The sequence below is a fragment of the Caballeronia sp. LZ001 genome, assembly GCF_031450875.1.
Classification (GTDB): domain Bacteria; phylum Pseudomonadota; class Gammaproteobacteria; order Burkholderiales; family Burkholderiaceae; genus Caballeronia.
Genome location: NZ_JARTVX010000004.1, coordinates 2,939,998 through 2,966,407, shown reverse-complemented (window position 1 = coordinate 2,966,407; position 26,410 = coordinate 2,939,998). Strand labels below are relative to the sequence as shown.

Sequence of the window (26,410 nt, the reverse complement as noted above, 5' to 3'; positions counted from 1 at the left end):
CGCCTCGTGTAAATTCAGCCAGTCGGTCTAAAGCCATCCCACAACCCCCCGCGCCATAACAGCGCCGCCTCATTAACCTTCGTTACAATGTCCTCTCCCCTTCACGCCGCGTTCTGACGCGCATTGTTCCTTGAACTTCGACACGCCGCCCCGCCTCAGTGTGGAAGCTGGTCAGCAAGGCAAGGTGGTTCGGCTCTCGGGCCAGTGGACCGCGCTTGCGCTCGCGCGCGACCGGGCCAAGAGCGGTGTGACGCGGCGGCTGCGCGCGGTCGGGCGCGAAGCCATCAGCCAATGGGATCTGCTGTCGGTCGAGCGGCTCGATCACGTCGGCGGACAAGCGCTCTGGCGCGTGTGGGGCCGCCGCATGCCGGCGACCATCGCGCTGTCGGACACGCAACGCGAAATCTTCGAACGTGTCGCGCTGCTCGACGCCGAACGCGAAGAGCCCGAAGTCGTCACGCGCACCAACCCGGTCACGCGACTCGGGGAACTGATCTTCGGCTTCTTCGACCATCTGCAAGGCGGCCTGTCGATGTTCGGCGGCTTCGTCCTCGATCTCTTCGGGCTCGTGCGGCGGCCGAGGCGCATTCCCTGGGTCGAAATCTCCGCGAACATCTATAGCGCCGGCGCGCAGGCGCTCGCCATCACCGCGCTGGTGGCGTTTCTGATCGGCATCGTGCTCAGTTATCTGTCGGCGCAGCAGTTGCGCGTGTTCGGCGCGAATCAGTACATCGTGAATATTCTCGGGCTCTCGGTGATCCGCGAACTCGGGCCGGTGCTCTCCGCGATTCTCGTCGCCGGACGCTCGGGTTCGGCCATCACCGCGCAGATCGGCGTCATGCGCGTGACGGAAGAACTCGATGCCATGCAGGTCATGGGCATCCCGCACGGTCTGCGGCTCGTCTTGCCGCGCGTGATCGCGCTCGGTATCGCCATGCCGCTGCTCGTCATGTGGACCAACATCATCGCGCTGACGGGCGGCGCAGTCGCGGCGAAGCTCGTGTTGTCCATCGACATCTCGTTCTTCATCCGCTCGCTGCCTTCGGTCGTGCCTATCGCCAATTTGTGGATCGGACTCGGCAAAGGCGTGGTGTTCGGCATGCTGATCGCGCTTGCCGCGTGTCACTTCGGCTTTCGCATCAAGGCGAATTCGCAGAGTCTCGGCGAAGGCACGACGACTTCCGTGGTCAGTTCCATCACCATCGTGATTCTCGCGGATGCCGTCTTCGCCATCCTGTTTCAGAACGTGGGGCTATAGGCGCATATGTCGACGACCCTTGCCACTGCCGTTCGTCATCAGCCGCCGCCCGTCATCGCCGAGCCGGTGATCGAAGTGCGCGACGTCACCAAGCGCTATGGCCGAACGGTGATTCACGAGCATCTGAATCTGAATGTGCGGCGCGGCGAGATCGTCGCGTTGCTGGGCGGCTCGGGTTCGGGCAAGACCACGCTCGTGCGGCAGATTCTCGGCCTCGAATCGCCGACTTCGGGCAGTATCCGCGTGCTCGGCGAGGAATGGGCGCACATGGACGACGAAACCGCGAAAATGATGCGCACGCGTTCCGGCATGATGTTTCAGCAAGGCGCGCTGTTCTCGTCGCTTTCCGTGTACGACAACATCGCGCAGCCGTTTCGCGAACTCGGCAAGATTCCCGAAGACCTGATCCGCGAATTCGTCATGCTCAAGCTCGAAATGGTCGGGCTGTCGTGCAAGCACGCGAGCAAGATGCCGTCGGCGTTATCGGGCGGAATGGTGAAGCGCGTGGGCATCGCGCGGGCCATTGCGCTGGAACCGGAACTGCTGTTTCTCGACGAACCCACCGCCGGTCTCGATCCGAAGGCCTCCGATGAATTCGTCGATCTCATCGCGACCCTGCATCGCGCGCTCGGGCTGACTGTCGTGCTCGTCACACACGATCTCGATACCATGGTCGCGCTGTCCACCCGTGTCGCCGTGCTGGCGGACCGGCGCGTACTGGTCGCGGCGCCCGTGGAAGAAGCGTGCGCGGTGGATCATCCGTTCATCCGCGAATATTTTCTGGGGCGGCGGGGCCGGCGCGCATTGCAGGCGCTGCCGCCCGAACGCCGCGCAAAGCTGCCCGCCGCCGCGCTGGAGGACGCGACCATCAGCGTCAACAAATGAGCACCTCCCGCCAACGACGCGAAGGCCACCGCACGCGCGAGCCAGCAAGCAAAGGAACATGACGATGGAAAACAAATCACATGCGTTCTGGACCGGACTGTTCACCATCGTTCTCGTGCTCGCCATTGCGTTCGCGGTGTTCTTCTTCAACGTGGACCGCACGGTGCGCGTGCCTTACGACCTCATCGCCCGCACCAACGTGACCGGGCTTTTTACGGACGCCTCCGTGCGTTATCGCGGTCTCGGCGTCGGCAAGGTGCAGTCCATTCGCTTCGATAAAGCGCATCCGGGGCAGATCCGCATTCGCATTCTCGTCGACCAGAACGCGCCGATGACGCATTCCACCTTCGCCACGCTCGGCTTTCAGGGCGTGACGGGCATCGCGTTCGTGCAGCTCGACGACACGGGGAAAGACCCGAGCGCGTTGCCATCGTCGGCGCAGAACGTGGCCGAAGTGCCGATGCGTCCCGGTCTCTTCGAACAATTGCAGGAGCGCGGCGACGTCATCCTCAAGCGCTTCGAACGCCTCTCCGAAGATGCCGACAAGTTCCTCTCCGACGATGTGCGCGTCCAGTTGCTCGACACGACGAAGAGCCTGAAAAATGCCGCCGACGGCATTGCGACACTTACCAATCAGGTGTCGCCCGCGACCGAGCATTTGCCGCAGACGCTCAAGCAACTCGACCGCACGCTGGCATCGACCAATACGCTGATTCAAAACCTGAACCGGCCCGACGGCCCGTTCGTCACCAATCTGAACAAGGCGGGCAATGCGGCCGACCAGGCGGCTGCGGCGCTCACCGACATGAACGAGTCGCTGCGCAACGTGACGGCGCGCGTGGGCTTCGAAGCGTTGCCGCGCCTTTACTCGTTCACCGACGACGTCGGCAGCGCCGCGCGTTCCGTCGACCGCGCCGCCGATGCATTCAGCACCAATCCGCGCAGCGTGTTGTTCGGCGCGCCGCAGAAGTCGCCGGGGCCGGGCGAACCGGGCTTCGCGTGGCCCGCAAGCCCAACGCCGACGGCGCATTGACGTGATTCGAAGGAACGCTATGCACAACGACCACCGCAACATGACGATGACCGCCGCGCTCGCGCTCGCCTGCATGACGATGCTCGCGGCGTGCGCGTCCACGCCATCGGCGATGCCGAACGTGCGCTACGACCTGGGCGTCGCGCCCGCCATCGACCAGAGCGCGAACAGCACGCCGGCCACCACGCCGCCGGTCAAGGTGTTGGCCGTGAGCGCGCCGCGCAATCTCGAAACGGACGACTTCATCTACCGGCTCAGTTATGTCGATGCACAACGCACCGGCAACTATTCGAACAGTCACTGGACGATGCCGCCCGCGCAACTCCTGACGCAACGTCTGCGCGACAGCTTGTCGGCGCGCGGTCCGGTTCTTACGGGCGCCGATCCGGTGCGCGCGGCCTTGCTCGAAGTCGAACTCACGCGCTTCGAGCAAGTCTTCGATGCGCCCGAGCGCAGCCACGGTCTGGTCGCGGTGCGCGCGACGCTCACGCAGCAGGGACGCGTCGTCGCACAACGCAGCTTCAGCACCGAATCGAGCGCGCCCACCGGCGACGCGGCGGGCGGCGCACGCGCGCTCGCCGCCGCGTCCGACGAGATGATTTCGCAACTCAGCGCGTGGCTCGACAAGCAGCCGCTCACCGCCGCCGCACAATGAGGCATTCGCGCGGCTCATGACGATCAAGCAATGGCAGCGCCGCCCGTCGGCGTTTTCCCGGCAGGCGCTCGCCGCCTACGCGACGCTCGTGGTCTATGCGTCGCTGTATCCGTTTTCGGGCTGGCGCACGCTCGGCATCGGGCCGTTTGCTTTCATCGCCGATCCCTTGCCGCAGTATCTGACCGCGTTCGATGTCATCACCAACGTGCTCGGCTACATGCCGCTCGGCGCGTTGATCGTGCTGGCGCTTTATCCGCGCTTCAGGGGATCGGTGGCGGTGTGTCTCGCGCTCTTCGGCGGCGCGCTTCTGTCGGGCGCGATGGAAGCCATCCAGACTTACTTGCCGACGCGCGTCGCCTCCAATCTCGATCTCGCCGCCAATGCGTTCGGCGCGCTCGTCGGCGGCGTGCTGATCGCGCCCGCGACGAGTGCGCTGCTCGATCGCGGCTGGCTCAGGCGCATCCGCTTCACCTGGTTCGAGCGGCACGCGGCGTATGTGATCGGATTGACGGCGCTGTGGCCGTTCGCCGGCATGTTCCCCGCGCCTTATCTGTTCGGCGGTGGCGACCTGCCGCGCGCGCTTTGGGACGGGCTCGATCCCGCGATGCAGGACGCGATCCTCGCCTGGGCGCCCGCCTCGTGGGACCTCGAAACCTGGTCGGACCGGCTCGGCGCGCTCCTGCCCGACGACGCATGGGAAGCGATCATCACGTCGTGCAATTTGTATGCGGCGCTCGTACTTGCAACCTTGCTCACGCGCGAGCGCGCGCCCCGCATCCGGCTGATGCTCGGCCTGATCGTCGCGACGTTGTTCGCCAAGGCGGCCGCGACGTTTCTGCAATCGCGCGCGGGACTTTTTTACGACTGGGCAACGGACGGTGCGCTCGAAGGCATCGCGATCGGCGCGCTGGCGGCCGTGCTGTCGGTTGCATTGCCACGCTCGTTGCGCGCCGTGCTTGCCGGCGCGGCGCTCGTCGCGGGGCTTGCGCTCGTCAATCTGCTGCCGCTGAATCCGTACTTCGACATCGTGCTGGCCGACTGGCGGCAAGGGCGCTATCTGCACTTCAACGGCCTTCTGCACTGGCTCGCGTGGGTGTGGCCTTACGCGGCGCTCGGCTGGCTCGCGTCGGCGGCGGAGCGCGCGTGGCTCGCGCGGCGGCGGGCGCGGGCCGGGTAGGCATGAACATCGCTCGCTATAATCGATCCGAACACACTAAAGGCCCCACGCCATGGACTCTTTCTACAAGTACCACGTGTTCTTCTGCCTCAATCAGCGCGATGCCGACGCCGCGCGCCCGAGCTGCGCCAATTGCAACGCGCAGCAAATGCAGGAACACGCGAAGAAGCGCGTGAAGAAACTTGGCCTCGCGGGCGAGGGCAACGTGCGCATCAACAAGGCTGGCTGTCTCGACCGATGCGAACTTGGCCCCGTGCTCGTCGTGTATCCGGAAGGCACGTGGTACACGTATATCGACGAAACCGACATCGACGAGATCGTCGATTCGCATCTTGCGAACGGCAAGATCGTTGAGCGCCTTCTGATCGATCAACCCGCGTGACCGCTTGGTGACCCAGACTCAGTAACCCGATGAACGCGCAAACCGAAAAATTCCTGATCGACGGTCCAGTGGGCAAGATCGAAGTCGCGCTCGACCGGACCGATGCCGCCGATAAAGCGCCGCGCGGAATCGCGCTCGTCGCGCATCCGCATCCGCTCTTCGGCGGCACGATGGACAACAAGGTCGCGCAGACGCTCGCGCGTACCTTCGTGCAACTCGGCTACACGACGTATCGCTCGAACTTTCGAGGCGTCGGCCAGACGGCGGGCGAGCACGACAACGGTATCGGCGAACAGGACGACTTGCTCGCGCTCATCGACCACATGCGCGCGCAGCCGGGCCAGGAAGACGTGCCGCTCGTGCTCGCGGGCTTTTCGTTCGGCACCTTCGTGCTGTCGCATGTCGCGAAGCGGCTCGTCGAAAGCGGCAAGAGTATCGAGCGCATGGTCTTTGCGGGCACCGCTGCGAGCCGCTGGGACGTCGCGCCCGTGCCCGAAAGCACGCTCGTGATCCACGGCGAAGTGGACGAGACCGTGCCCATTTCCTCCGTCTACGACTGGGCGCGCCCGCAGGAATTGCCGGTTGTCGTGATCCCGGGCGGCGAGCATTTCTTCCATCGCAAGCTGCATGTTTTGAAACGCATCATCGTCGATGCCTGGCGCTGAAAGAGCGTTTCAATCTCGTCGTCATCGAGCGTTTCGCCGCGCGAATCGGCGCTCGAATGGCTATCGGCGTAATCCCTCGAATTGCGGCGCGGCAAACGTGAAAACACGCGTCTTGTCCGTAGATTCATCGGAAACCGCACCCTCGGCGCGCGTATAATGACGCAGAATTTTTTGCTGCGAGCGTGAGCAAACGTCCTGCCGAATGGCCTTTCATGTTGCGTGACGCAGCGAAGACCCGGCGCCCGAGCGCGCAAGCTTTCATGCGGGCTCACGCGATATTCGAAGACCTGCGTTTCGTACTCATGTTGCCCGGGCGTCGGAACGCTCACGGTTTTCTTCGCGTGCGCGGCGATAGACTTCGATGGCGCGTCCGTCTGTCGAGTAAGCGCGAGTTCGCGTGACCAGTCGAAGACCATTGGCTGGCAACACGAGCGACTAGCGCGACCGGTATCGACGGTCCACCTGTTCAACCCGCGTTTCGCCAACGCCGATCACACCCGGCGAAACGCCGATGCTTCTTCTTCCGACCGATCCTATGCGCTTTTTCCCTTCCGGCTTGTCTGTTTCTCCCCTTTCAGCAGTCGAGCGTCGCACGTTGCAAGCCGCTATCGTGATGCCCGCCGTGCTCGCCGCCGCGAGCGCCTTTGCGCAAGTCCCGCCGCCGGACGTCACCGCGCATTCATGGGTGCTCGTCGACGCCACCAGCAATCAGGTGCTCGCATCGGGCAATCCGGATGAGCGTGTGGAACCGGCATCGCTCACCAAGCTGATGACCGCATATCTCGTCTTCGACGCGTTGAAGTCGAAGAAGATCAACATGGACCAGACGGTGATGCCGACCGAGGCCGTGCGCCGCGTGAAGACGGACGAGTCGCGCATGTTCATCGAGGCGAACAAGCCGGTAACCGTGCATGACCTGGTCTACGGCATGATCATCCAGTCGGGCAACGACGCGGCCATCGCGCTTGCCGAACTCGTCGGCGGCAGCGAAGGCAACTTCGTCACGCTGATGAACGCCGGCGCCAAGCGCATTGGCATGAAGCACACCAATTTCGCCGATGTAAACGGCATGCCCGACCCGCAGCACTACACGACGGCGGGCGACCTGGCGGTGCTGTCCACGCGCCTCATCCGCGACTTCCCCGAGTACTACAGCATCTTCTCGGTACGCGACTTCACGTACAACAAGATCAAGCAGCCGAATCGCAATCGTCTTCTGTGGCTCGATCCTTCCGTCGACGGTCTCAAGACCGGTCACACCAAGGCGGCGGGATATTGCCTGATCGCGACGGCCAAGCGCCCGCTCGTCGGCACGCCCGACGCGAGCCGCCGTCTGGTCGCCGTGATGATGGGCGAGCCGAAGGAATCCGCGCGCGTGCAAGACAGCCTGAAGATGCTCAACTACGGTTACACGGCCTACGACGCGGTGCGTCTCTTCAAGGCGAATCAGGTGATCGAATCGCCGCGCGTGTATAAGGGCGCGTCCGACAACGTGCAGGCGGGCGTCGAGACGGATCAGTACATCACCGTGCCTAAGGGTCTCGGCGAAAAGGTCAAGCCCACGGTCACGCGTAACGATTTGCTGATCGCGCCGATCAAGAAGGGCCAGCAAATCGGCACCGTCAAGATGGTCGCGGACGGCAAGGACGTCGCGCAGTTCCCGCTGGTCGCGCTGCAGGACGTGCCGGAAGCCGGCATCTTCGGCCGCTTGTGGGATTCGGCTTTGTTGATGTGGCAAAAGCGTAAGTAAGGAGCAGGTTCGATGAGCATCGCCGAAGACTTCGACCCGACGGTCTATCTGAACGGAGAGTGGGGCCCGCTTTCCGAAGCGCGCATTCCGGTGCTGGACCGGGGCTTCATTTTCGGCGATGGCATCTACGAAGTCGTGCCGCTCTACGCGCAGGCAAACGGCGAGCGTCTGCCGTTTCGCCTGACTCAGCATCTCGCGCGACTCGAACGCAGTCTCGGCAAGATCAGCATCGCCAATCCTTTCGACGATGCCGGCTGGCGCGCGTTGATCGCCCGTGCGATCGAAGCGAACGCCGGCGCCGGCGATGCGCTCGTCTACATCCAGGTCACGCGCGGCGTGGCGAAGCGGCGCGGCCACGCCTTTCCGGCGGGCATCACGCCGACCGTGTTCGTCATGGTCGGACAACTCGTGTTTCCGAGCGTCGAGGCGCGGGCTCGCGGCGCGGCCGCCGTCACCGCCGAAGACAAGCGCTGGCTGCATTGCGATATCAAATCGACCTCGCTTCTCGGCAATGTGCTCATGGCGCAGCACGCCGCCGAACACGACGCGCTGGAAACCATCCAGTTGCGCGACGGCTTGCTAACCGAAGGTTCGTCCTCAAATGTCTGGGTAGTGAAAGGCGGCACGCTCCTCGGTGCGCCGCGTGGACCGCGCATTCTGGAAGGCATCCGTTACAGCCTCATCGAAGAGTTGGCGAAGGAAGCGGGCATCGTGTTCGAGGAACGCGACATCACCGAAGCCGAACTGCGCGCGGCCGATGAACTCATGATCAGTTCGGCGACCAAAGAGGTCATGCCGATTACGACGCTCGACGGTCAGCGCGTTGGCGACGGCCGGCCCGGCGCGGTCTATGCTGCGCTGTATGGCGCTTATCAGCGAGCCAAGACGCGCGAGTTCGGCCTGTGAGCGAACCGCGCCATGCGAAGGAGAAAGCCATGTCCGAATCCAAACCCAAAACCGCCGCAAACCCCGACATCGACGCGTTGTTCAACTTTCCGTGCGACTTTCCGATCAAGGTGATGGGCAAGACGCATCCGGAGTTTCAGGACGCGATCGTCAACGTACTGCGTGAATACGACAACGAGTTTCACGACGGGCGCGTCGAAGCGCGGCCTTCGTCGGGCGGCAATTACACCGGCCTGACTTGCACCGTGCGCGCGCAGAACCGCGCGCATCTGGACGACATCTATCGCGCGCTTACCGGCCATCCCATGGTCAAGGTAGTGCTTTGAGCGTGCTTTCGGGTGCGTCGCAGACTGCGGGCGTGCGTTCGTAGAGCTGCCGGAACTGCTCGGCTTCGTCGAAAATCCAATTGCGAAATGCCTGCACGCGCGCGGTTTGCATCGCCGCGGGCGGGCAGACGAAGAAATAGGTCCACGGGCTCGGACCATCCACGTTGAATAAACGCACAAGCCTTCCCGCGATGATTTCCTGCATCGCCAGCGACCTTCGCACCAGCGCGACTCCCTGACAGTCGATCGCCGCCTGCAGCAGATTCGACGAATCCTCATACAGAACGCCGCGCTTCGGTTCCGGCGTTTCCGTCAGGCCGGCTGCGTCGAACCACGGGCGCCACAACTCGTCGTTCGAACGCAGCAGCGGCAGGTTCGCCAGATCGGCCGGCGTGCGCGGCAGATTGCCGCCGTTGAAGCGCGGCGAACACGCGGGGAAGAACACTTCGTCGAGCAACTCTTCTGTATGCAGACCGGCGTATTTGCCGTAGCCGAAGCGAATTGCGAGGTCCACATCGTCGCGATTGAAGTCGATGAGCGCGTTCGTCGAGTGTAGTTCCAGATCCACTTCCGGATGCTTCTCGATGAATTTGCCCACGCGCGGCGTCAGCCAGCGCGCCGAGAACGACGAAAGCATCGACACGATCAAGCGACGGTCCCGGTCGCCGGAACGAATTCGTCGTGTGGATTCGGCCAGCGAAAGGAGCGAGGCCCGCACTTCGACGGCGTACTGGCGGCCGCGATCGGTCAGGCGTACGCGCTTGCCGTCGCGCGCGAAAAGCGGCACGCCCAGTTCGGCTTCGAGTGCGCGAATCTGATGGCTCACCGCACCGTGCGTCACGAAGAGCTCGTCGGCGGCGCGCGAAAAACTCTCATGACGCGCGGCGGCTTCGAACGCTCGAAGCGCATTCAGAGCGGGCAACTGGCGCAAATCTGTATGGATAGTCTGAGGGTCGGTTGTCAATCTGGCTCACATAGCAGTGAAAATTGATCGTTTGGTTCAACGCCTTGCCACGCCTAGGATTGTAGTCATCGAAACGTTCCTTTGGCGGAGTGGATCATGCGAGAAATATCAACAAGCGTCATCTTCGAAATCAAGCCGGGCGAAACGGTGCCGATGCGCATCGTGCGTGGCACGCGGCTTTCGGTGCAAGGCAGCACGGTCTGGGCGACGCGCAGCAACGACACCGAAGACTATTGGCTCGTGCCCGGCGACCAACTCAAGTTGCGCGAACGCGAACGCCTATGGCTTTCGGTGGACGGCGACCGCCCCGCGCAAGTCGTCTTCACCATTGTGCCGCGCTGCGACGAGCGCGCGATCCACTGGGTATCGACGAGCATCGAACGTCTCGCGCAGCGGTTGCGTTCGGGCTGGCGCACGGTCTGAAGCGCAGTCCGGCGCATTATCTTCGGGTTCAGCGTCGGCGGGCATCGAGCGATTTCGGTAAACTATCGGAATCATGCCCGCCATTTCCACCGCTTTCGCGCCGGAACGCTCCACTCCCGCCGAACCGTCCAGCGTCTTCCGCTTCGGCGACCATCCGGTCATTTTGCGCTGGCGCGGCTTAGAGCCGTATCAGGAAAGCTTCGACGCGATGCGCGCCTTCACCGACGCACGCACGCCCGAGACGCAAGACGAAATCTGGCTCGTCGAACATCCGCGCGTGTTCACGCTCGGACTTGCCGGCAACCCGGCGCATCTGCTCCTGGCCGACAGCGGCATTCCGCTCATCAAGGTGGATCGCGGCGGACAAATCACCTATCACGGGCCCGGTCAGATCGTGGCCTATCTGCTGCTCGATCTGCGGCGTCGCAAGCTGATGGTGCGTGAACTGGTGCGCCGGATCGAAGAGGCCGTGATCGAAACCCTTGCATCGTATAATCTTGTCACGGATCGTAAGGTCGGCGCGCCTGGCATTTATGTCGCGAAGCCTTCCGCGCGGCACACGGAACTGGGCGCCAACGCCGGTTCGCACGCGCTGCACGAAGGCGCGAAGATCGCCGCGCTGGGACTCAAGATTCGCAACGGCTGCAGTTATCACGGCGTGAGTCTCAATGTGAGGATGGACCTGCAGCCCTTCCTCGCGATCAACCCGTGTGGCTACGCGGGACTCGAAACGGTCGACATGGCGACGCTCGGCGTCGAAGCCGACTGGCGCGACGTAGCCGCGACGCTCGCCGAACGGCTGGCGCATCAGATCGACGGCGTTCCTGCTGCCGCCGCACAATTGCACGACGGCGCCGCCGTCCAAGCAGACTCAAACGGATCAAGCGAATGACTGACGCAACCGCAAATCTTGCTGGATCGACCGACGGCAACACCGCCGTTCCGCCCGCCGCCTACGACGCCACCGCGAAGCAGAAGGCGCAGGCGAAAACCGCGCGCATCCCGATCAAGATCATCCCGATCGAAAAGCTCAAGAAGCCGGAATGGATTCGCGTACGCACGGCCACCGGCAGTTCGCGTTTCAACGAGATCAAGCAGATTCTGCGCGAACACAATCTGCATACGGTTTGCGAAGAAGCGAGCTGCCCGAATATCGGCGAGTGCTTCGGCAAGGGCACGGCCACGTTCATGATCATGGGCGACAAATGCACGCGCCGTTGCCCGTTCTGCGACGTGGGCCACGGCCGTCCAGACCCGCTCGATGCGGAAGAGCCGTTGAATCTCGCGCGCACCATCGGCGCGCTGAAGCTGAAGTACGTGGTGATCACGAGCGTGGATCGCGACGATCTGCGTGACGGCGGCGCGGCGCACTTCGTCGAGTGCATTCGGCAGGTGCGCGAGCATTCGCCGGAAACGCGCATCGAAATCTTGACGCCGGACTTCCGTGGCCGGCTGGATCGCGCGATCGGCATTTTGACCGCCGCGCCTCCAGACGTGATGAACCACAATCTGGAAACCGTGCCGCGTCTCTACAAGGAAGCGCGTCCGGGCTCGGATTATCATCATTCGCTCAAGCTCTTGAAGGACTTCAAGGCGCTGCATCCGGAGGTCGCGACCAAGTCCGGGCTAATGGTCGGTCTTGGCGAAACCGAGGAAGAAATTCTTCAGGTAATGCGCGATTTGCGCGCGCACGACGTCGACATGCTGACCATCGGCCAGTACCTGCAACCGTCGGAGCATCACCTGCCCGTGCGGGCTTACGTGCATCCGGACACGTTCAAGATGTACGCAGAAGAAGCGTACAAGATGGGCTTCACGCACGCGGCAGTCGGCGCGATGGTCCGTTCGAGCTATCACGCGGATTTGCAGGCGCATGGCGCTGGCGTGGTTTAAAGCTGCTTACTGCCTTTCCTGCATTTCGCACGAAGAAGAAAACCCACGGAGACCGTGGGTTTTTTTTGGCCAACAGCGCGCAGATGGCGGGAACATCGCCCACACCAAGACGTCGTGACAGACGGCATCGAATAGTCCGAACTCCCGGACAAGCATTTTCCGGATTTCCGGAAAGCTGGATTGGCAATCGCCAAGGTCCTAAAAATATTCAGCCAAATCAGCAGGTTACGCAGCAAAAAGTCTGGCATTGCCCTTGCAATAGAAGAGTTACGGCCCGCGAAGCCGTCTATAAAAGTCAAGGAGACAAGCTGATGAATCCCTTCGCATCCATCCGTTCCTGAATCCGTCGACGTAGCGGCTCTCGCTCGAACGACGCGTTTCCGATGCTCGTCGCCAACACAATCGACACGCATCAAGCGTCAAAGCCCGCCGCTGGCTCTTTTTTCGCCAACTGCCTGACCTTTGCCTGGAACTATCGTGAAGAAACCTTTCTATAAAGTCCTGTACGTGCAGGTGCTCTTGGCCATCGCCATCGGTATCGCGCTCGGGCATTTCTATCCCGCTCTCGCCACCGACATGAAGCCGCTCGGCGATGGCTTCATCAAACTCATCAAGATGGTGATCGGGCCGATCATCTTCTGTACCGTCGTGACCGGTATTGCCGGCATGGAGGACATGAAGAAGGTCGGACGCGTCGGCGGCAAGGCGCTGCTGTATTTCGAAGTCGTCTCGACCTTCGCGCTCGTCCTCGGCCTCATCGCCACGCACGTGCTCAAGCCCGGCGTCGGCTTCAACGTCGATCCCGCGACGCTTGACCACAAGGCCGTCGAGTCGTTCGCGACCAAGGCGCACGGCCAGAGCACGGTCGATTTCTTCCTGCATATCATCCCCGACACGCTGATCTCCGCGTTCGCGCAAGGTGAAATCCTGCAGATTCTATTGATCGCGCTCCTGTTCGGCTCGGTGCTCGCGCATCTCGGCGAACGCGGCCGCGTGGTGACGAGCTTCATCGAAGGGCTGTCGAGCGTGCTGTTCGGCATGGTCGGCATCATCACGAAACTCGCGCCCATCGGTGCGTTCGGCGCGATGGCGTTCACCATCGGCAAGTACGGGATCGGCTCGCTGCTGCCCATGCTCAAGCTAATCGGCACGTTTTATCTGACGTCGATCGTCTTCGTGCTCGTGGTGCTCGGCACCATCGCGCGGATGGTGGGCTTCTCGATCCTGCGCTTCGTCGCTTACATCAAGGAAGAGATGCTGATCGTGCTCGGCACGAGTTCGTCCGAAGCCGCGTTGCCGCAACTGATGCTCAAGCTCGAAAAGCTCGGCTGCTCGCGCTCGGTCGTGGGTCTCGTCGTGCCGACGGGCTACTCGTTCAATCTCGACGGCACCAACATCTACATGACGATGGCGGTGCTGTTTATCGCGCAGGCAACCAACACGGACTTAAGCTGGGGCCAGCAATTGACGCTGCTCGCGGTGACCATGCTCACGTCCAAGGGCGCAAGCGGCGTGACCGGCGCGGGCTTCATCACGCTGGCGGCAACCCTTGCAGTCGTGCCGACCATTCCGCTGGCGGGCATGGTGCTGATTCTCGGCATCGACCGCTTCATGAGCGAATGCCGCGCGCTGACGAATATCGTCGGCAACGGCGTGGCGACGGTGGTGGTGTCGGCGTGGGAGAACGAGCTCGATCGCAACAAGCTGCGCGACGCGCTCAAGCACGGCGCGGCCGAGCACGAACCCAAAACCGTCGCTTAAAGCCGCGGAAAGCAGGCAGCCATGCACGCGGCGAAGCATCAGCCAACCGGCGCTTCGCCGCGGCCTTACATCGAAGGCGCGTATGCCACAATGGCAGATACTCATTTGCGGGAATCTGCTCACGTGTCGCGCCGCATCCTCGTGTTCTTCGCGCTCGCCGCTCTGCTTGCGGCGTGTTGCGCGCTCACCTGGCAGATCGCGTGGCGGCGGGGTATCGACGAGCTTCGGCTCAATGCCGCGGTGCGCGTGGATCGCACTACGAACACGCTCAAAAGCACGCTCGACCGCTACGAATATCTGCCGTATCTGCTGTCGCGCCATCCGCTCGTGCAGAACGTGCTCGACACGCCCGACCGCAACAACGTCGATCGCGCGAACCAGTATCTCGAAGATCTCAACCAGCGCGCGCACGCCACCGCGACTTATCTGATCCGCAAGGACGGCTTCTGCGTCGCCGCTAGCAACTGGCGCGGACCGGACAGTTTTGTCGGCGTCGAATATCTTTTCAGACCTTATTTCGTCGATGCCGCGAAGGGCGGCGTCGGACGCTTTTTCGGGCTCGGCACCGTTTCGCTGGAACCGGGCTATTACATCTCGCAGCCGGTGTTCAAGGAAGGCACGCGCGAACTGATCGGCGTGGCGGTCGTGAAGCTCAATCTCGAATGGCTGCAAGGCGCGGATGCCACGGAGCCGCTACTCGTCACCGACGACCACGGCGTGATCTTTCTTTCCTCGGTGCCTTCGTGGAAATATCACACCGTGAGGCCGTTGCCGCAAAGCGTCGAGGCGTCCGTCTATCAGACGCGCCAGTACGCGCAACAGCCCATCACGCCCTTGCCGATGACCATCGCAAAGACGCTCGAAGGCGGCGCGCAGATCGTGCGCGTCGGCGGCGGGCGAAATGCGCCGAGCTTTCTGGCGACGCGGCGTTCTATCGGCGAGCCCGACTGGCAGTTGATCACGATGGCGCCGCTCGATCCGGTCGAGAGCGCCGCGCAAAACGCGGTGGTCGTGACGGCCCTCGTATTCGTGTCGCTGTGTCTGCTGGCGTTTTACTGGCGCATGCGGCGCGCGCGCGTGCGCGAGATGATCCGCAGCCGCGAGATGCTGCAGACCGCGTATGCCGAACTGAATCAACGCGTCGCGGAACGCACAGCGGATCTGTCGGAGGCCAACGAGCAACTGACGAAAGAAGTCAACGAACGCACGCGCGCCGAACAGGACCTGCGCGCGGCGCACGACGAACTCATCCAGGCAAGCAAGCTCGCCGCGCTCGGGCAAATGGCGGCCGGCATCACGCATGAATTGAATCAGCCGCTTGCGGCTCTGCGCAGCTTTTCGGACAACACGCGCGTGTTGATCGAGCGCGGCGATCAGGCGGCGGCGCGCGAGAATCTCGAAGCGATTGCGTCGCTCACCGAGCGCATGGGCAAGATCACGAATCAGCTCAAGCTCTTCGTCGCGAAGGCGCGGCCGAAGAACGCGCGCACTGACGTCGCACGCGCGCTGCACAACACGCTCGCCATGCTGCGGCCGCGCATGAAGAACGTTGCGCTCGATATCGCGCCGGAGATCGAAGGCGAATGCGCGTCGGTCTTCGTGCGTTGCGAGGACTTGCGGCTGGAGCAAGTGCTCATCAACCTGATCGGCAACGCGCTCGATGCCGTCGCGTCCTGCGATGCCCCGCGCATCGTCATGGAACTCGACGCGCGCGAAACCGTGGTCGAGATCGTGGTGCGCGACAACGGCCCCGGCATTCCCGCCGACGTGCTCCCGCGCCTTTTCGAGCCGTTCTTCACGACGAAGGAAACGGGTCACGGGCTCGGTTTGGGACTCGCGATTTCGTCGGCGATCGCGCGAGATTATGGCGGTACGCTGATCGCGCGCAATCGCGTGGCGCCGATCGTCGCGGCCGGTCCCGAAGGCGGCACGCAAGCCGACGCCGACGGTTCCTACGGCGCCGAATTCGTACTGACGTTGCGCCGCGCCTGAAGGCCGGCGTGCATGAGGCAACACAAGGGGCAAGACCATGAGCACCGGTTCGCAGGTGATCTATATCGAAGACGACGAACTCGTGCGGCGCGCGAGCGTGCAGAGCCTGCAGCTCGCGGGCTTCGACGTGATCGGCCACGGCAGCGTCGAAGCGGCGGCGCGCGCCATCGACGCGAGTTATACGGGCGTGATCGTGAGCGATATCCGTTTGCCGGGCGCAAGCGGTCTCGACCTGCTCGCGCAATGCCGCGAGCGCGCGCCCGAAGTGCCGGTAATACTCGTCACCGGTCACGGCGACATTTCGATGGCGGTACAAGCCATGCGCGACGGCGCGTACGACTTCATCGAGAAGCCGTTTGCTTCCGAGCGGCGGATCGAAGCGGTACGCCGCGCGCTGGAGCGACGCACGCTGGTGCTCGAGAACCAGGCGCTGCGGCGCGAACTGGCGGGGCAGAGCCGCATCATCGGGCGCAGTCCGGCTATCGAACAAGTGCGGCGGCTGATCGCCAACGTGGCGCCGACGGATGCGTCCGTGCTCATCAACGGCGATACCGGCGCGGGCAAGGAACTGATCGCGCGCAGTCTGCACGATCTTTCGGCGCGCCGCGACAAGCCGTTCATCGCGGTGAATTGCGGCGCGTTGCCGGAGCAGATGTTCGAATCGGAGATGTTCGGCTACGAGGCCGGCGCCTTCACCGGCGCGCAGAAACGGCGCATCGGCAGGCTGGAGGCGGCATCGGGCGGCACGCTGTTCCTCGATGAAATCGAGAGCATGCCGCTCTCGCTTCAAGTGAAACTGCTGCGAGTGCTGCAGGATGGCGTGCTAGAGCGGCTCGGCTCGAATCAGCCGGTACGCGCGAATCTGCGCGTGGTGGCCGCCGCGAAAGGCGACATGAACGAACACGTCGCGGACGGCACGTTTCGCCGCGACTTGCTGTACCGGCTCAACGTCGTAACCATTTCACTGCCGCCGCTCAACGAGCGTCGCGAGGACATCGTGCCGCTTTTCGAACACTTTTTGCTCGATGCCGCCGTGCGCTACGAACGGCCTGCGCCGCTCATCACGGACCGTCAGCGCGCCGAACTCATGCAGCGCGAATGGCCTGGCAACGTGCGCGAGCTGCGCAATGCGGCGGATCGCATGGTGCTCGGTGTCATCGACGATACGGGAGCCGCGCTCGATACGTCCACGCAGCCGCTCAAGGAACGCACGGAGCAATTCGAGCGCGCGGTGATTGCACAGACGCTGGAGCAGTGCGGCGGGGCGGTGGCGGTGGCGGCTGATCGCCTGCAGCTAGGCAAGGCGACGCTTTACGAGAAGATCAAGCGGTATGGGATTGCGGTGAAGGGGGATGCTGAGCGGTAGGGTGCTGGCGCGTATTGGCTGGCCGGTTCGGGCTGGCCTTTAAGCCGGGCGAAAGTCGAACGGCGGATGAACGGTTCAACGCCCGTTCCTTGAATCGCTTTTTGCGCCGCGTTATTACCTAGATCCACCGTTGAGCTCTGCTAGCCAATCCTGAGCGCCTCGGTACGCCGCACGCTCAAGCCAGTCGTAAGTTTTCCCCAACGCGACGCCGCTCAACGCGCTCGTTCCTTCAAGCCGCTCCAAGCGCCTTGTTGAGCAATGCATCTAGCTCGGCAAAAGTCGGTTCGCCGACATAGCGCTTGAGAATCTTGCCGTCCTTGTCGACCACGAACGTCGTCGGCGTCAGTTGGACGTTGCCGAACTGTTTGGCGGCGCTGCCGTCGTCCATGGCGACCTTGAACGGCAGATTGCGCGTCTGCGCATAGTTGCTGACGTACATCGGCGCGTCGTAATTCATGGCGACGGCCACGAATTCGAGCCCGCGACCCTTGAACTTGTTGTACGTGTCGATCATCTGGGGCATTTCCTTCATGCAGGTCTCGCAACTCGTCGCCCAGAAGTTGATGAGATAGACCTTGCCCTTGAGATCGTTCGATGTCGAAATCTTCTGCCCTGAAAGCAGCGTGAAGGTTGCATCGGGCACCTTCTGTTGTCCGCCGAACGCGAAATACCCCGTGCACGCGATCACGCCGGCGACGAGCGCCATTACAACGTAGCGCAACGGACTCTTGGTACGAGTCTGAGTATCTTGAGTGGCTTGGGACATGGCAACCTCGAACGGCTCGTAGTCGAGCGAAGCGCCTTGTAAGGCGCAACTGCAATGGGAAAGTGCTGGTTATTTTAGCGCCAAACGTGCGGCGCAGTCGTGACGCGTCCGGTCGGCCGAACGAAATCCGGGTATCGCGGCGCGATAATGATACTTTTCACGCAACGGTCAGCCATGAAGCGAGTTCTTTCTGCGAATACGGCCAGTCTGCGCCGGTTTCTCGTGCGCAATGTTCCGAGTCGTTCCATGCGCGCACGTTCATTGAGCGCGATGGTGTGCGCATGTGTCGCATGCGGCGCGTTGATCGCGTGCACGCCGTCGTATGACTGGCGCACGATCATGAATAACGACGACGGCTACGAAGTCACGCTGCCCGCCAAGCCGCACGCCGAGGAGCGCAAGATTCAGATCGCCGGCCAGCCGATGACCATGCGCATGCAGACCGCCGAAGCCAATGACGCGGTTTTCGCAATCGGCACGGTTGTCCTGCCCAGCGCCGATCCCGCGTTGCAACGCGCCGCGCTCGATTTCCTCCAGCAAGGCCTCGCTCGTAATGTGAATGCTCAGCCGGTCGCGCGCGCGACGCAGATCGACCTCGCTGTCGGCGGTCGAGTGCTCGGCAGCGAGATGGAAGTCAAGGGACAAGGCGGGAATCAGCGCGAGAGCCGGACGATTCACGCGCGCTTCGTGGCGCATGGCATGCATGTCTACCAAGTCGCGATTGTCTCGGACAAAGCGCCGCCTTCTGAACAGTCAGACCAATTCTTTTCTTCCTTCAAACTGTTTTAGAGGTAAACCTCGGTTTTCTGCGACTGCTCACTTAAGAGTGCTGCTCGTGAGGTTTACAAAGCCGAAGTTCATTCACAGCTTTGGCGTCTAATACCCGGATTTGTCAGGACTTTTTTCGCTATCCACAGAGTCTGTGGATAACTTTGTGGAAAAAAGTGTCGGTGAGTCGCTTGAAGCCCGCTTCGTGCGGTCGGGCTTACTTTGCCTCCCTTCATGGCAAGTTAAATAGTTCAATAAAATCAATGGTCTGTGAAATACCTTCTGTCATGTAGGTTGATAGTAGGAAAAAGAAGGGCGGATCGGCTTGGTGTGCATAAGTCAAGTCTTGACAGGCAATATTTCGCGCCCGATGACCTTTAGGCTCATGCCGCAGGAAACGCGCGACGGTATTGCACGGCTTCCGCGACATGCGCCGCGGTCGGAATGTTCGCGCCGGACAGATCGGCAATGGTCCGTGTGACTTTCAAAACGCGGTAATAGCCGCGCGCCGACCAACCGAAGCGCTCGCTCGCGGCGCGCAGGAGCGCGGCGCCTTCGGCATCGGGTCGGCAGAGCGTGTCGGCATCGCGGCCATCGAGTTCGCGATTGGTCTTGCCTTGCCGCGCGAGCTGGACGGCGCGCGCCGCCTCGACGCGTGAAGCCACCGTTGCGCTGGATTCGCCATGCTTGGCGCCGCGCGCCGAGAGTTCAGCGGGCGAGAGCGCAGGCAACTCGATCTGAATATCGATGCGATCGAGCAGCGGTCCGGACAACTTGCGCAGATAGCGCGCGGCGACGTCGGGTGAGCATCGGCAACGTCCGCCTGGATCGCCACGCCATCCACACGGACACGGATTCATCGCGGCGACGAGCTGACACGCGGCAGGAAACTCCGCCTGTTGCGCCGCCCGGGACACGGTGATGCAACCCGCTTCGAGCGGCTCGCGCAGCGTTTCGAGTACCTTGCGATCGAATTCGGGCAACTCGTCGAGAAAAAGCACGCCCAGGTGCGCAAGCGTGATCTCGCCCGGCTGCGGCGGATTTCTACCGCCAACCAGCGCCACCGCGCTCGATGAATGATGTGGCGCGCGAAACGGCCGCCGCCTCCATTGCGCGGGCGTAAATCCGAGCGAGCTTGCCGACAGAATGGCGGCGGAGGCGAGCGCTTCGTCGTCGGTCATTGGCGGAAGCAGGCCGGGCAAGCGCGCGGCGAGCATGGATTTGCCCGCGCCGGGCGGTCCGACCATCAGCAGATGATGACCACCCGCCGCCGCAACCTCCAGCGCGCGACGCGCAGCCGGATGCCCGATGACATCCGCGAGATCGGGCGCGGTCGGCCGCGATGACGCATTCAATTGCGCAAAAGCCCGCGCGGGACGAAGCCGCGCATCCGGAGCGCCGTTCAGATGCGCGCAGAGCGTCGGCAAATCCGCCGCGCCGAACACTTCGATGCCGGGCACCAGCGCGGCTTCGGAAGCACTTGCGAGCGGCACATAGATTTCCGGCGCACGCCCGCTCTCCGAACCGTTCGATGCATGGTGCCGCGCCGCTCCGCACACCATTGCGAATGCTCCGCGCATGGGCCGCAGCGCGCCGGTCAGCGAAAGCTCGCCAGCGAACTCACGATTTTCGAGCGACGCAGCCGGAATCTGTCCGCTCGCCGCCAGAATGCCGAGCGCGATAGGCAAGTCGAAACGTCCCGACTCCTTTGGCAAATCTGCCGGAGCGAGATTGACGGTGATGCGGTTGACGGGGAATTCCAGTCCGCAATTCTGCAGCGCGGCGCGCACGCGCTCGCGGCTTTCGCGAACTTCGAGATCGGGTAAGCCGACGATGGAGAACGACGGCAATCCGTTTGCGAGATGAACTTCGACGACCACTTCCGGCGCGCGCCCAGGGGCGGGCGCGCGGCTCTTGACCACGGCAAGCGACATGATTTCACCTGAAACGGCGCGCGCTCGAAGGCGGCGCCGGCAATGAGACTAGGACTTCACGGCTCGCCGGCCGAGGTCGACAGTAGTTAAAGCCGTCAGTCCTGCGACGAGGAGACGCCCGGCTGGTGCTGCTCCAGTTGCGCGACGCGTTTTTCCAGCTCTTCCAGCCGGGCGCGCGTACGCACGAGCACCTGAGTCTGCGTGTCGAATTCTTCGCGGGTCACGAGATCGAGCTTCGAGAAGCCCTGCGAAAGCATGGCTTTCACATTTTTCTCGACGTCTTTAGCAGGCGAATTCTTAAAGAGCTCGCTCATCTTCTGCTGCAGGTCATTGAAAACGTCGTTGGGCTGCTTCATCGTTTCTCCCTTTGCACAAAAAAAGTGCATTCATTGTTAGGTCAGTGCCCCGGCCGGTTGCATGATCGATTTTGGTGCATTCGTCACGCACTGCCGGGCACATTCGAGGCGCCGCGATTTTAGCGCTCCCGCGCTCCCGCGTTTTCCGCCTTTGCCTTTTTTAACGGGACCTTGCGAGCACTCTAGCAACGAACCCACCCCGGCGCCAGCAGGTACGGCGCGCGTTAGCCATTCGGCAGATCCCTTGCACGCGCCTTTCGTGAAATCGTGCAAAGCCCCGTGAGCACTCGATTGGCATACGAGTTGCATAAGTGGCGCGGACCTTTTCTGCACGCTTCTTTCAGCGGCCCGACAGGACGGACGTGGGCTTGCAACCGAGGCATCCCGCTTTAGAAGGCATCGAAGGATCAGAGGCACACCACAGCGAGGGATACATGAAGCTCATTACCGCAATCATCAAGCCGTTCAAGCTCGACGAAGCGCGCGAAGCGCTCTCGGCGATCGGCGTCTCGGGCATCACGGTGACCGAGGTAAAAGGCTTCGGCCGCCAGAAAGGTCACACCGAACTTTATCGGGGCGCGGAATACGTCGTCGATTTCCTGCCGAAGGTGAAGATCGAAGCGGCCGTGTCGGACGACATCGTCGATCAGGCGATCGAAGCGGTCGAACGCGCGGCGCGAACGGGAAAAATCGGCGACGGCAAGATCTTCGTCACGGCAATCGAACAGGTCATTCGTATTCGTACCGGTGAGACCGGCGCGGACGCGCTCTAAGAAAAGAAATCGGCGATAAGAGGAAACCGAAGAATGCGTAACTTTTTGATGTCATTGCTGGTGGCGGGCGCCCTGGTCGGCGCCAATGTCGGCACCGCACTCGCCCAGGACGCGTCCGCTCCGGCCGCTGCCTCGGCACCCGCGGCCGACGCCGCATCGGCGCCTGCAAGCGCACCGGCCAGCGCCAACACGGCGATGGCTTCGTCGGCGGAAGGCGCTTCCGCAGCGGCGGCAGCTTCCGACGCCGCTCCCGCCGCGCCGACCGAACCATTCTCGGTCGATTCGTCGAAGATCAGCTCGGGCGATACCGCCTGGATGCTCACCTCGACCGCACTCGTGCTGTTCATGACGGTTCCGGGCCTCGCGCTGTTCTACGCAGGCATGGTTCGCAAGAAGAACGTGCTGGCAACGGTAATGCAGAGCTTCGCAATCTGCTGTCTCGTCACGATCATCTGGACGGTCGTGGGCTACAGCATCGCGTTCACGCCGGGCAATTCGTTCCTGGGTGGCTTCTCGCGCGTGTTCCTGCACGGCATGAACTACATCAAGGGCGACAAGGCCACGACGCTGACCGTCAGCCATCTGGCATCGACGATTCCGGAATCGGTCTACTTCGTCTACCAGATGACGTTCGCGATCATCACCCCGGCGCTCATCACCGGCGCGTTCGCCGACCGGATGAAGTTTTCCGCGATGCTCGTGTTCATGACGCTGTGGTCGATCATCGTCTACTCGCCGATCGCGCACATGGTCTGGGAACCGACCGGCTGGCTGGCAGGCGCGGGCGTGCTCGACTTCGCGGGCGGCACGGTGGTTCACATCAACGCCGGTATCGCGGGCCTGATGTGCTGTCTGGTGCTCGGCAAGCGCGTCGGCTACGGCCGTGAAGTGATGGCGCCGCACAACCTCGTGCTCTCGCTGATCGGTGCATCGATGCTGTGGGTGGGCTGGTTCGGCTTCAACGCGGGTTCGGCAGTCGCGGCTGACGGCCGTGCCGGCTTCGCCATGCTCACGACGCAGATCGCCACCGCATTCGCCGCCTTCGGCTGGATGTTCGCGGAATGGATTTCGAAGGGTAAGCCTTCGGTGCTCGGCATCATCTCGGGCGCGGTTGCAGGTCTCGTTGCAGTGACGCCGGCTTCGGGCTTCGTGGGCGTGACGGGCGCTATCGTGATCGGCATCGTGGCGGGCGTGGTCTGCTTCTGGTCGGCAACGTGGCTCAAGCACAAGTTCGGTTACGACGATTCGCTCGATGCGTTCGGCGTGCACGGCGTGGGCGGGATCATCGGCGCTTTGCTGACGGGCGTGTTCGCAGTGAAGGACATCGGCGGCTTCGATGGCAATGTCATCGTGCAGGCGAAGGGCGTGCTGGTCACGCTGGTCTATAGCGGCGTCGTCAGCTTCGTGCTGCTCAAGATCATCGACATGGTCATGGGTCTGCGCGTGACGGAAGAAGAGGAACGCGAGGGTCTCGACGTCACGCTGCATGGCGAGCACGTCGAATAAAGGATTTGAGCCGCGATCCGGCGTGCCGCGAGAGGGCGCGCCGGTTCTCCTCCGCTCGGCGCATGTCGCCGGGGCGACGGCAAACGAACGAGCGCAGCGACTTGGCCCGCCTTCATGGCGGGTTTTTTTTCGTCCGCGCGTTACGTCGGGTTTTCGTCCAGCGAGGCTCGCGCCGCAAATGCCCGGATTGCCTGTGTAGATTGCCACGATGGGCCGCAAAGCCTTGCTAAATGGCGGTCCATACCCAGTTAGGCAGGGCAATTGCTCTACAATCTTTCGTCCCTGTATCGGCTGGAACGATCGCCTTGGCGGTTGCCCAGTCCCACGCAAAACGCTGTCCACGAGAAATCAATGGTTCCGCACTTAGTTACGGCGTTAAGTGGCCCGCTGCTCGACCTCGAGCGGAAAATTCTCGAGGCTACGCCTTCCATCGAACGGTGGTTCCGTCTCGAATGGCAGGAGCACACGCCGCCGTTTTACTGTTCCGTCGACCTGCGTAACGCCGGCTTCAAGCTCGCGCCCGTCGACACCAATCTCTTTCCCGGCGGCTTCAACAATCTGCCGCACGAAGTGCTTCCGCTTGCCGTGCAGGCGGCGATGGCGTCCATCGAAAAAATTTGTCCGGACGCGAAGAATCTGCTCGTGATTCCGGAGCGGCACACGCGTAACGCGTTTTATCTGGAGAACGTTGCGCGGCTCGCGACCATCATGCGTCAGGCGGGACTCAACGTCCGCTTCGGCACGCTCGATGAAAACATCCACGGGCCCGTGACCATTCCGCTCGCCGATGGCCAAAAGGTCGTGCTCGAACCGCTCGAACGCACGCCGCGTCGTCTCGGCTTGAAGAATTTCGATCCGTGCTCGATCCTGCTCAACAACGATCTTTCCGCCGGCATTCCGCCCGTGCTCGAAAATCTGCACGAGCAATACATCCTGCCGCCGTTGCATGCGGGCTGGGCGGTGCGCCGCAAGTCGACGCACTTCTCCTGCTATGACGATGTCGCGAAAAAGTTCGCGAAGCTCGTCGAGATCGATCCGTGGATGGTGAACCCGTACTTCGCGCACGTCGAAGGCGTGGATTACGAGGCGCGCACGGGCGAGGAAGCGCTGGCCGAGGCAATCGACGGCGTCATCAAGAAGATCGCGAAGAAGTACCGCGAGTACGGCATCAGCGAGAAGCCGTATGTCGTCATCAAGGCCGATGCCGGCACGTACGGCAAAGGCGTGATGACCGTGCACGACGCAAGCGAGGTCGCCGCATTGACCAAGCGCGAGCGCACGCGCATGAACGACGCGAAGGAAGGCCTGCAGGTGCACGATGTGATCGTGCAGGAAGGCGTGCACACATTCGAGCGCGTGGAGAATGCGGTGGCGGAGCCGGTCGTGTATATGATCGACCGGTACGTGGTCGGCGGGTTTTATCGCGTGCACGACTCGCGCGAACGCGACCAGAACCTCAACGCGCCCGGCATGCATTTCGTGCCGCTCGGCTTCGAGCACACCGCGCTGCCGGATGCGCACGCGAAGCCCGGCGCCGCGCCGCCGAACCGCTTTTACATGTATGGCGTGGTGGCCAGGCTTGGGTTGCTGGCGGCATCGGTGGAACTCGAGAAGACCGACCCGGAAGCGATTCAGGTCTGAGTGCATAATGCCCTGCTCTCGTGGCCAATACTTATGGCCACGGTCACTAGCCCAAGCGAATACACATGGACATTCTCTTCATCGCCGATCCGCTCGATCGTTTCAAGATCTATAAAGACACGACCTACGCGATGATGGCCGAAGCCGCGCGGCGCGGTCACGTGCTGTACGCATGCGAGCCGCAGCATCTGGCGTGGACGGGCACGTCGGTCGACGCGAGCGTGCGGCGCATTGCGATTGTCGGCGACGAAGCGAACAGCGACCGCTGGCCGTGGTTCGCGGCGGAACAGGCGGAGCATTTGCCGCTCACGCGTTTCGGCGCGGTGCTGATGCGCAAAGACCCGCCGTTCGATCTCGAATATGTCAACGCAACCTGGCTGCTCGAAATCGCGGAACGCGCCGGCGCGCGCGTTTTCAACAAACCGCAAGCCATTCGCGATCATTCGGAGAAGCTGGCTATTGCCGAATGGCCGCAGTACGTGGCGCCCACGCTCGTGACGCGCGATGCGGCTCGCCTGCGCGGCTTTCATGCGGAACATGGCGATGTCATTCTGAAACCGCTCGATGGCATGGGCGGCATGGGCGTGTTCCGCGTGAAAGCGGACGGCATGAACCTCGGGTCCATCATCGAGATGTTGAGCGAAGACGGCGCGCGTACGGTGATGGCGCAGAAGTTCATCCCCCAGATCACGGACGGCGACAAGCGCATTCTGGTGATCGGCGGTCAGCCGGTGCCGTATTCGCTGGCGCGTATTCCCCAGGGCAACGAGGTGCGCGGCAATCTGGCGGCGGGCGGTCTTGGCCGTGCGCAACCGCTGTCGGCGCGCGATCGCGAGATTGCCGAAACGCTCGGGCCAATTCTTGAAGCACGCGGGCTTTTGCTGGCCGGCCTCGATGCCATTGGCGATTACCTGACGGAAGTCAACGTGACGAGCCCGACATGCTTCCGCGAAATCATGGATCAGACAGGCTTCGACGTTGCTGGAATGTTCACCGACGCGCTCGAACGCGCGGTCGGCTAAACGGCCTTTCGAGCGCTAGCCAACGCTCGAATTGGCGCACTGCAAAAACATAATCGCCGACGCTGTTACAATTATTTGCCGGTTGCTTGCAGGTTTTAGGGTTGGAACGTGCTTTTTCCGGTCTTAAACTGTGTTTAAGAGTGCAAGCGTAAGCTGTGGTAATGGTGGAACGGTGTCTGGCGTAAGGCGGTTGATTTTCGGCCCGCGT

The 26,410-nt window shown here is 62.6% G+C and carries 25 protein-coding genes; 21 read left to right on the top strand and 4 right to left on the bottom strand.

Translation table 11 applies throughout. The annotated features are described in order from the left end of the window. Positions 1–130: 130 nt before the first annotated feature. The 10 genes from P9292_RS24760 to P9292_RS24715 all read left to right on the top strand — a co-directional run bounded on the left by P9292_RS24760 (position 131) and on the right by P9292_RS24715 (position 9,037). Positions 131–1,258, top strand: coding sequence for an ABC transporter permease (locus P9292_RS24760; protein WP_244826845.1), 1,128 nt, complete (start codon positions 131–133; stop codon positions 1,256–1,258). Between the two features lie 6 nt (positions 1,259–1,264). After that, positions 1,265–2,143 carry an ABC transporter ATP-binding protein gene (locus P9292_RS24755; protein WP_250525313.1) on the top strand — a complete coding sequence of 293 codons (879 nt, stop codon included), beginning with the start codon at positions 1,265–1,267 and terminating at the stop codon, positions 2,141–2,143. Positions 2,144–2,207: 64 nt separating this feature from the next. After that, positions 2,208–3,176 carry an MlaD family protein gene (locus P9292_RS24750; protein WP_244826847.1) on the top strand — a complete coding sequence of 323 codons (969 nt, stop codon included), beginning with the start codon at positions 2,208–2,210 and terminating at the stop codon, positions 3,174–3,176. A 19-nt stretch (positions 3,177–3,195) separates the two neighbouring features. After that, positions 3,196–3,831, top strand: coding sequence for an ABC-type transport auxiliary lipoprotein family protein (locus tag P9292_RS24745; protein WP_309961684.1), 636 nt, complete (start codon positions 3,196–3,198; stop codon positions 3,829–3,831). 16 nt (positions 3,832–3,847) lie between these two features. Beyond that, positions 3,848–5,008: a VanZ family protein gene (locus tag P9292_RS24740; RefSeq protein ID WP_250462765.1), complete on the top strand. Its 1,161-nt coding sequence runs from the start codon at positions 3,848–3,850 to the stop codon at positions 5,006–5,008. Positions 5,009–5,060: 52 nt separating this feature from the next. After that, a complete protein-coding gene (locus P9292_RS24735; protein WP_244826850.1) occupies positions 5,061–5,390 on the top strand; it encodes a ferredoxin in 330 nt (109 codons plus the stop codon). Positions 5,391–5,419: 29 nt separating this feature from the next. After that, positions 5,420–6,055 (top strand): alpha/beta hydrolase, encoded by a 636-nt coding sequence (locus P9292_RS24730; protein WP_309961681.1) that lies wholly within the window; start codon positions 5,420–5,422, stop codon positions 6,053–6,055. A 535-nt stretch (positions 6,056–6,590) separates the two neighbouring features. Continuing rightward, positions 6,591–7,805 carry a D-alanyl-D-alanine carboxypeptidase family protein gene (locus P9292_RS24725; protein ID WP_370652117.1) on the top strand — a complete coding sequence of 405 codons (1,215 nt, stop codon included), beginning with the start codon at positions 6,591–6,593 and terminating at the stop codon, positions 7,803–7,805. Positions 7,806–7,817: 12 nt separating this feature from the next. Further along, a complete protein-coding gene (locus P9292_RS24720; protein WP_244826852.1) occupies positions 7,818–8,711 on the top strand; it encodes a D-amino acid aminotransferase in 894 nt (297 codons plus the stop codon). Next, positions 8,708–9,037, top strand: a complete 330-nt coding sequence (locus tag P9292_RS24715) for a DUF493 family protein (RefSeq protein ID WP_409015194.1) — start codon at positions 8,708–8,710, stop codon at positions 9,035–9,037. The genes P9292_RS24720 and P9292_RS24715 overlap by 4 nt, the downstream gene beginning before the upstream one ends. On the opposite strand, the gene P9292_RS24710 is transcribed toward P9292_RS24715, so the two are convergent. Continuing rightward, positions 9,021–10,001 (bottom strand): transcriptional regulator GcvA, encoded by a 981-nt coding sequence (locus tag P9292_RS24710; protein WP_250491710.1) that lies wholly within the window; start codon positions 9,999–10,001, stop codon positions 9,021–9,023. The genes P9292_RS24715 and P9292_RS24710 overlap by 17 nt on opposite strands. A 96-nt stretch (positions 10,002–10,097) precedes the next feature. Between P9292_RS24710 and P9292_RS24705 the strand changes: the two genes are divergently transcribed. The 6 genes from P9292_RS24705 to P9292_RS24680 all read left to right on the top strand — a co-directional run bounded on the left by P9292_RS24705 (position 10,098) and on the right by P9292_RS24680 (position 17,436). After that, a complete protein-coding gene (locus tag P9292_RS24705) occupies positions 10,098–10,424 on the top strand; it encodes a DUF2917 domain-containing protein (protein ID WP_250508502.1) in 327 nt (108 codons plus the stop codon). Positions 10,425–10,497: 73 nt separating this feature from the next. Further along, entirely contained in the window at positions 10,498–11,316 is an 819-nt protein-coding gene (lipB, locus tag P9292_RS24700; protein ID WP_309961676.1) for a lipoyl(octanoyl) transferase LipB, read from the top strand. Beyond that, entirely contained in the window at positions 11,313–12,317 is a 1,005-nt protein-coding gene (gene lipA / locus P9292_RS24695; RefSeq protein ID WP_309961674.1) for a lipoyl synthase, read from the top strand. The genes lipB and lipA overlap by 4 nt, the downstream gene beginning before the upstream one ends. Before the next feature lie 477 nt (positions 12,318–12,794). Beyond that, a complete protein-coding gene (locus P9292_RS24690; protein ID WP_309961672.1) occupies positions 12,795–14,078 on the top strand; it encodes a dicarboxylate/amino acid:cation symporter in 1,284 nt (427 codons plus the stop codon). 21 nt (positions 14,079–14,099) lie between these two features. After that, positions 14,100–16,070 (top strand): ATP-binding protein, encoded by a 1,971-nt coding sequence (locus P9292_RS24685; protein WP_244826857.1) that lies wholly within the window; start codon positions 14,100–14,102, stop codon positions 16,068–16,070. Between the two features lie 37 nt (positions 16,071–16,107). Beyond that, complete coding sequence (locus P9292_RS24680) at positions 16,108–17,436, top strand: sigma-54 dependent transcriptional regulator (RefSeq protein WP_309961671.1); 1,329 nt, start codon at positions 16,108–16,110, stop codon at positions 17,434–17,436. 229 nt (positions 17,437–17,665) lie between these two features. Here the strand turns inward: P9292_RS24680 and P9292_RS24675 are convergent, their stop codons facing one another. After that, positions 17,666–18,202, bottom strand: a complete 537-nt coding sequence (locus tag P9292_RS24675; protein WP_309961669.1) for a TlpA disulfide reductase family protein — start codon at positions 18,200–18,202, stop codon at positions 17,666–17,668. A 246-nt stretch (positions 18,203–18,448) separates the two neighbouring features. Between P9292_RS24675 and P9292_RS24670 the strand changes: the two genes are divergently transcribed. Continuing rightward, entirely contained in the window at positions 18,449–18,991 is a 543-nt protein-coding gene (locus P9292_RS24670; protein WP_309961667.1) for a hypothetical protein, read from the top strand. A gap of 362 nt (positions 18,992–19,353) precedes the next feature. Here P9292_RS24670 and P9292_RS24665 read toward each other — a convergent pair whose 3' ends face one another. Then, positions 19,354–20,904 (bottom strand): YifB family Mg chelatase-like AAA ATPase, encoded by a 1,551-nt coding sequence (locus tag P9292_RS24665; RefSeq protein WP_309961664.1) that lies wholly within the window; start codon positions 20,902–20,904, stop codon positions 19,354–19,356. A 95-nt stretch (positions 20,905–20,999) separates the two neighbouring features. Further along, a complete protein-coding gene (locus tag P9292_RS24660) occupies positions 21,000–21,260 on the bottom strand; it encodes an accessory factor UbiK family protein (protein WP_250525320.1) in 261 nt (86 codons plus the stop codon). A gap of 434 nt (positions 21,261–21,694) precedes the next feature. Between P9292_RS24660 and P9292_RS24655 the strand changes: the two genes are divergently transcribed. From P9292_RS24655 to gshB, 4 genes are all read left to right on the top strand, one after another. Beyond that, positions 21,695–22,033: a P-II family nitrogen regulator gene (locus tag P9292_RS24655; RefSeq protein ID WP_014190273.1), complete on the top strand. Its 339-nt coding sequence runs from the start codon at positions 21,695–21,697 to the stop codon at positions 22,031–22,033. 33 nt (positions 22,034–22,066) lie between these two features. Beyond that, positions 22,067–23,539 (top strand): ammonium transporter, encoded by a 1,473-nt coding sequence (locus tag P9292_RS24650; RefSeq protein WP_244826862.1) that lies wholly within the window; start codon positions 22,067–22,069, stop codon positions 23,537–23,539. 351 nt (positions 23,540–23,890) lie between these two features. Further along, the gene (gene gshA / locus P9292_RS24645; protein WP_244826863.1) at positions 23,891–25,180 is read left to right on the top strand and encodes a glutamate--cysteine ligase; all 1,290 of its coding nucleotides are present in this window, start codon (positions 23,891–23,893) and stop codon (positions 25,178–25,180) included. Positions 25,181–25,245: 65 nt separating this feature from the next. Then, complete coding sequence (gshB, locus tag P9292_RS24640) at positions 25,246–26,202, top strand: glutathione synthase (RefSeq protein ID WP_309961661.1); 957 nt, start codon at positions 25,246–25,248, stop codon at positions 26,200–26,202. Positions 26,203–26,410 lie beyond the last annotated feature (208 nt).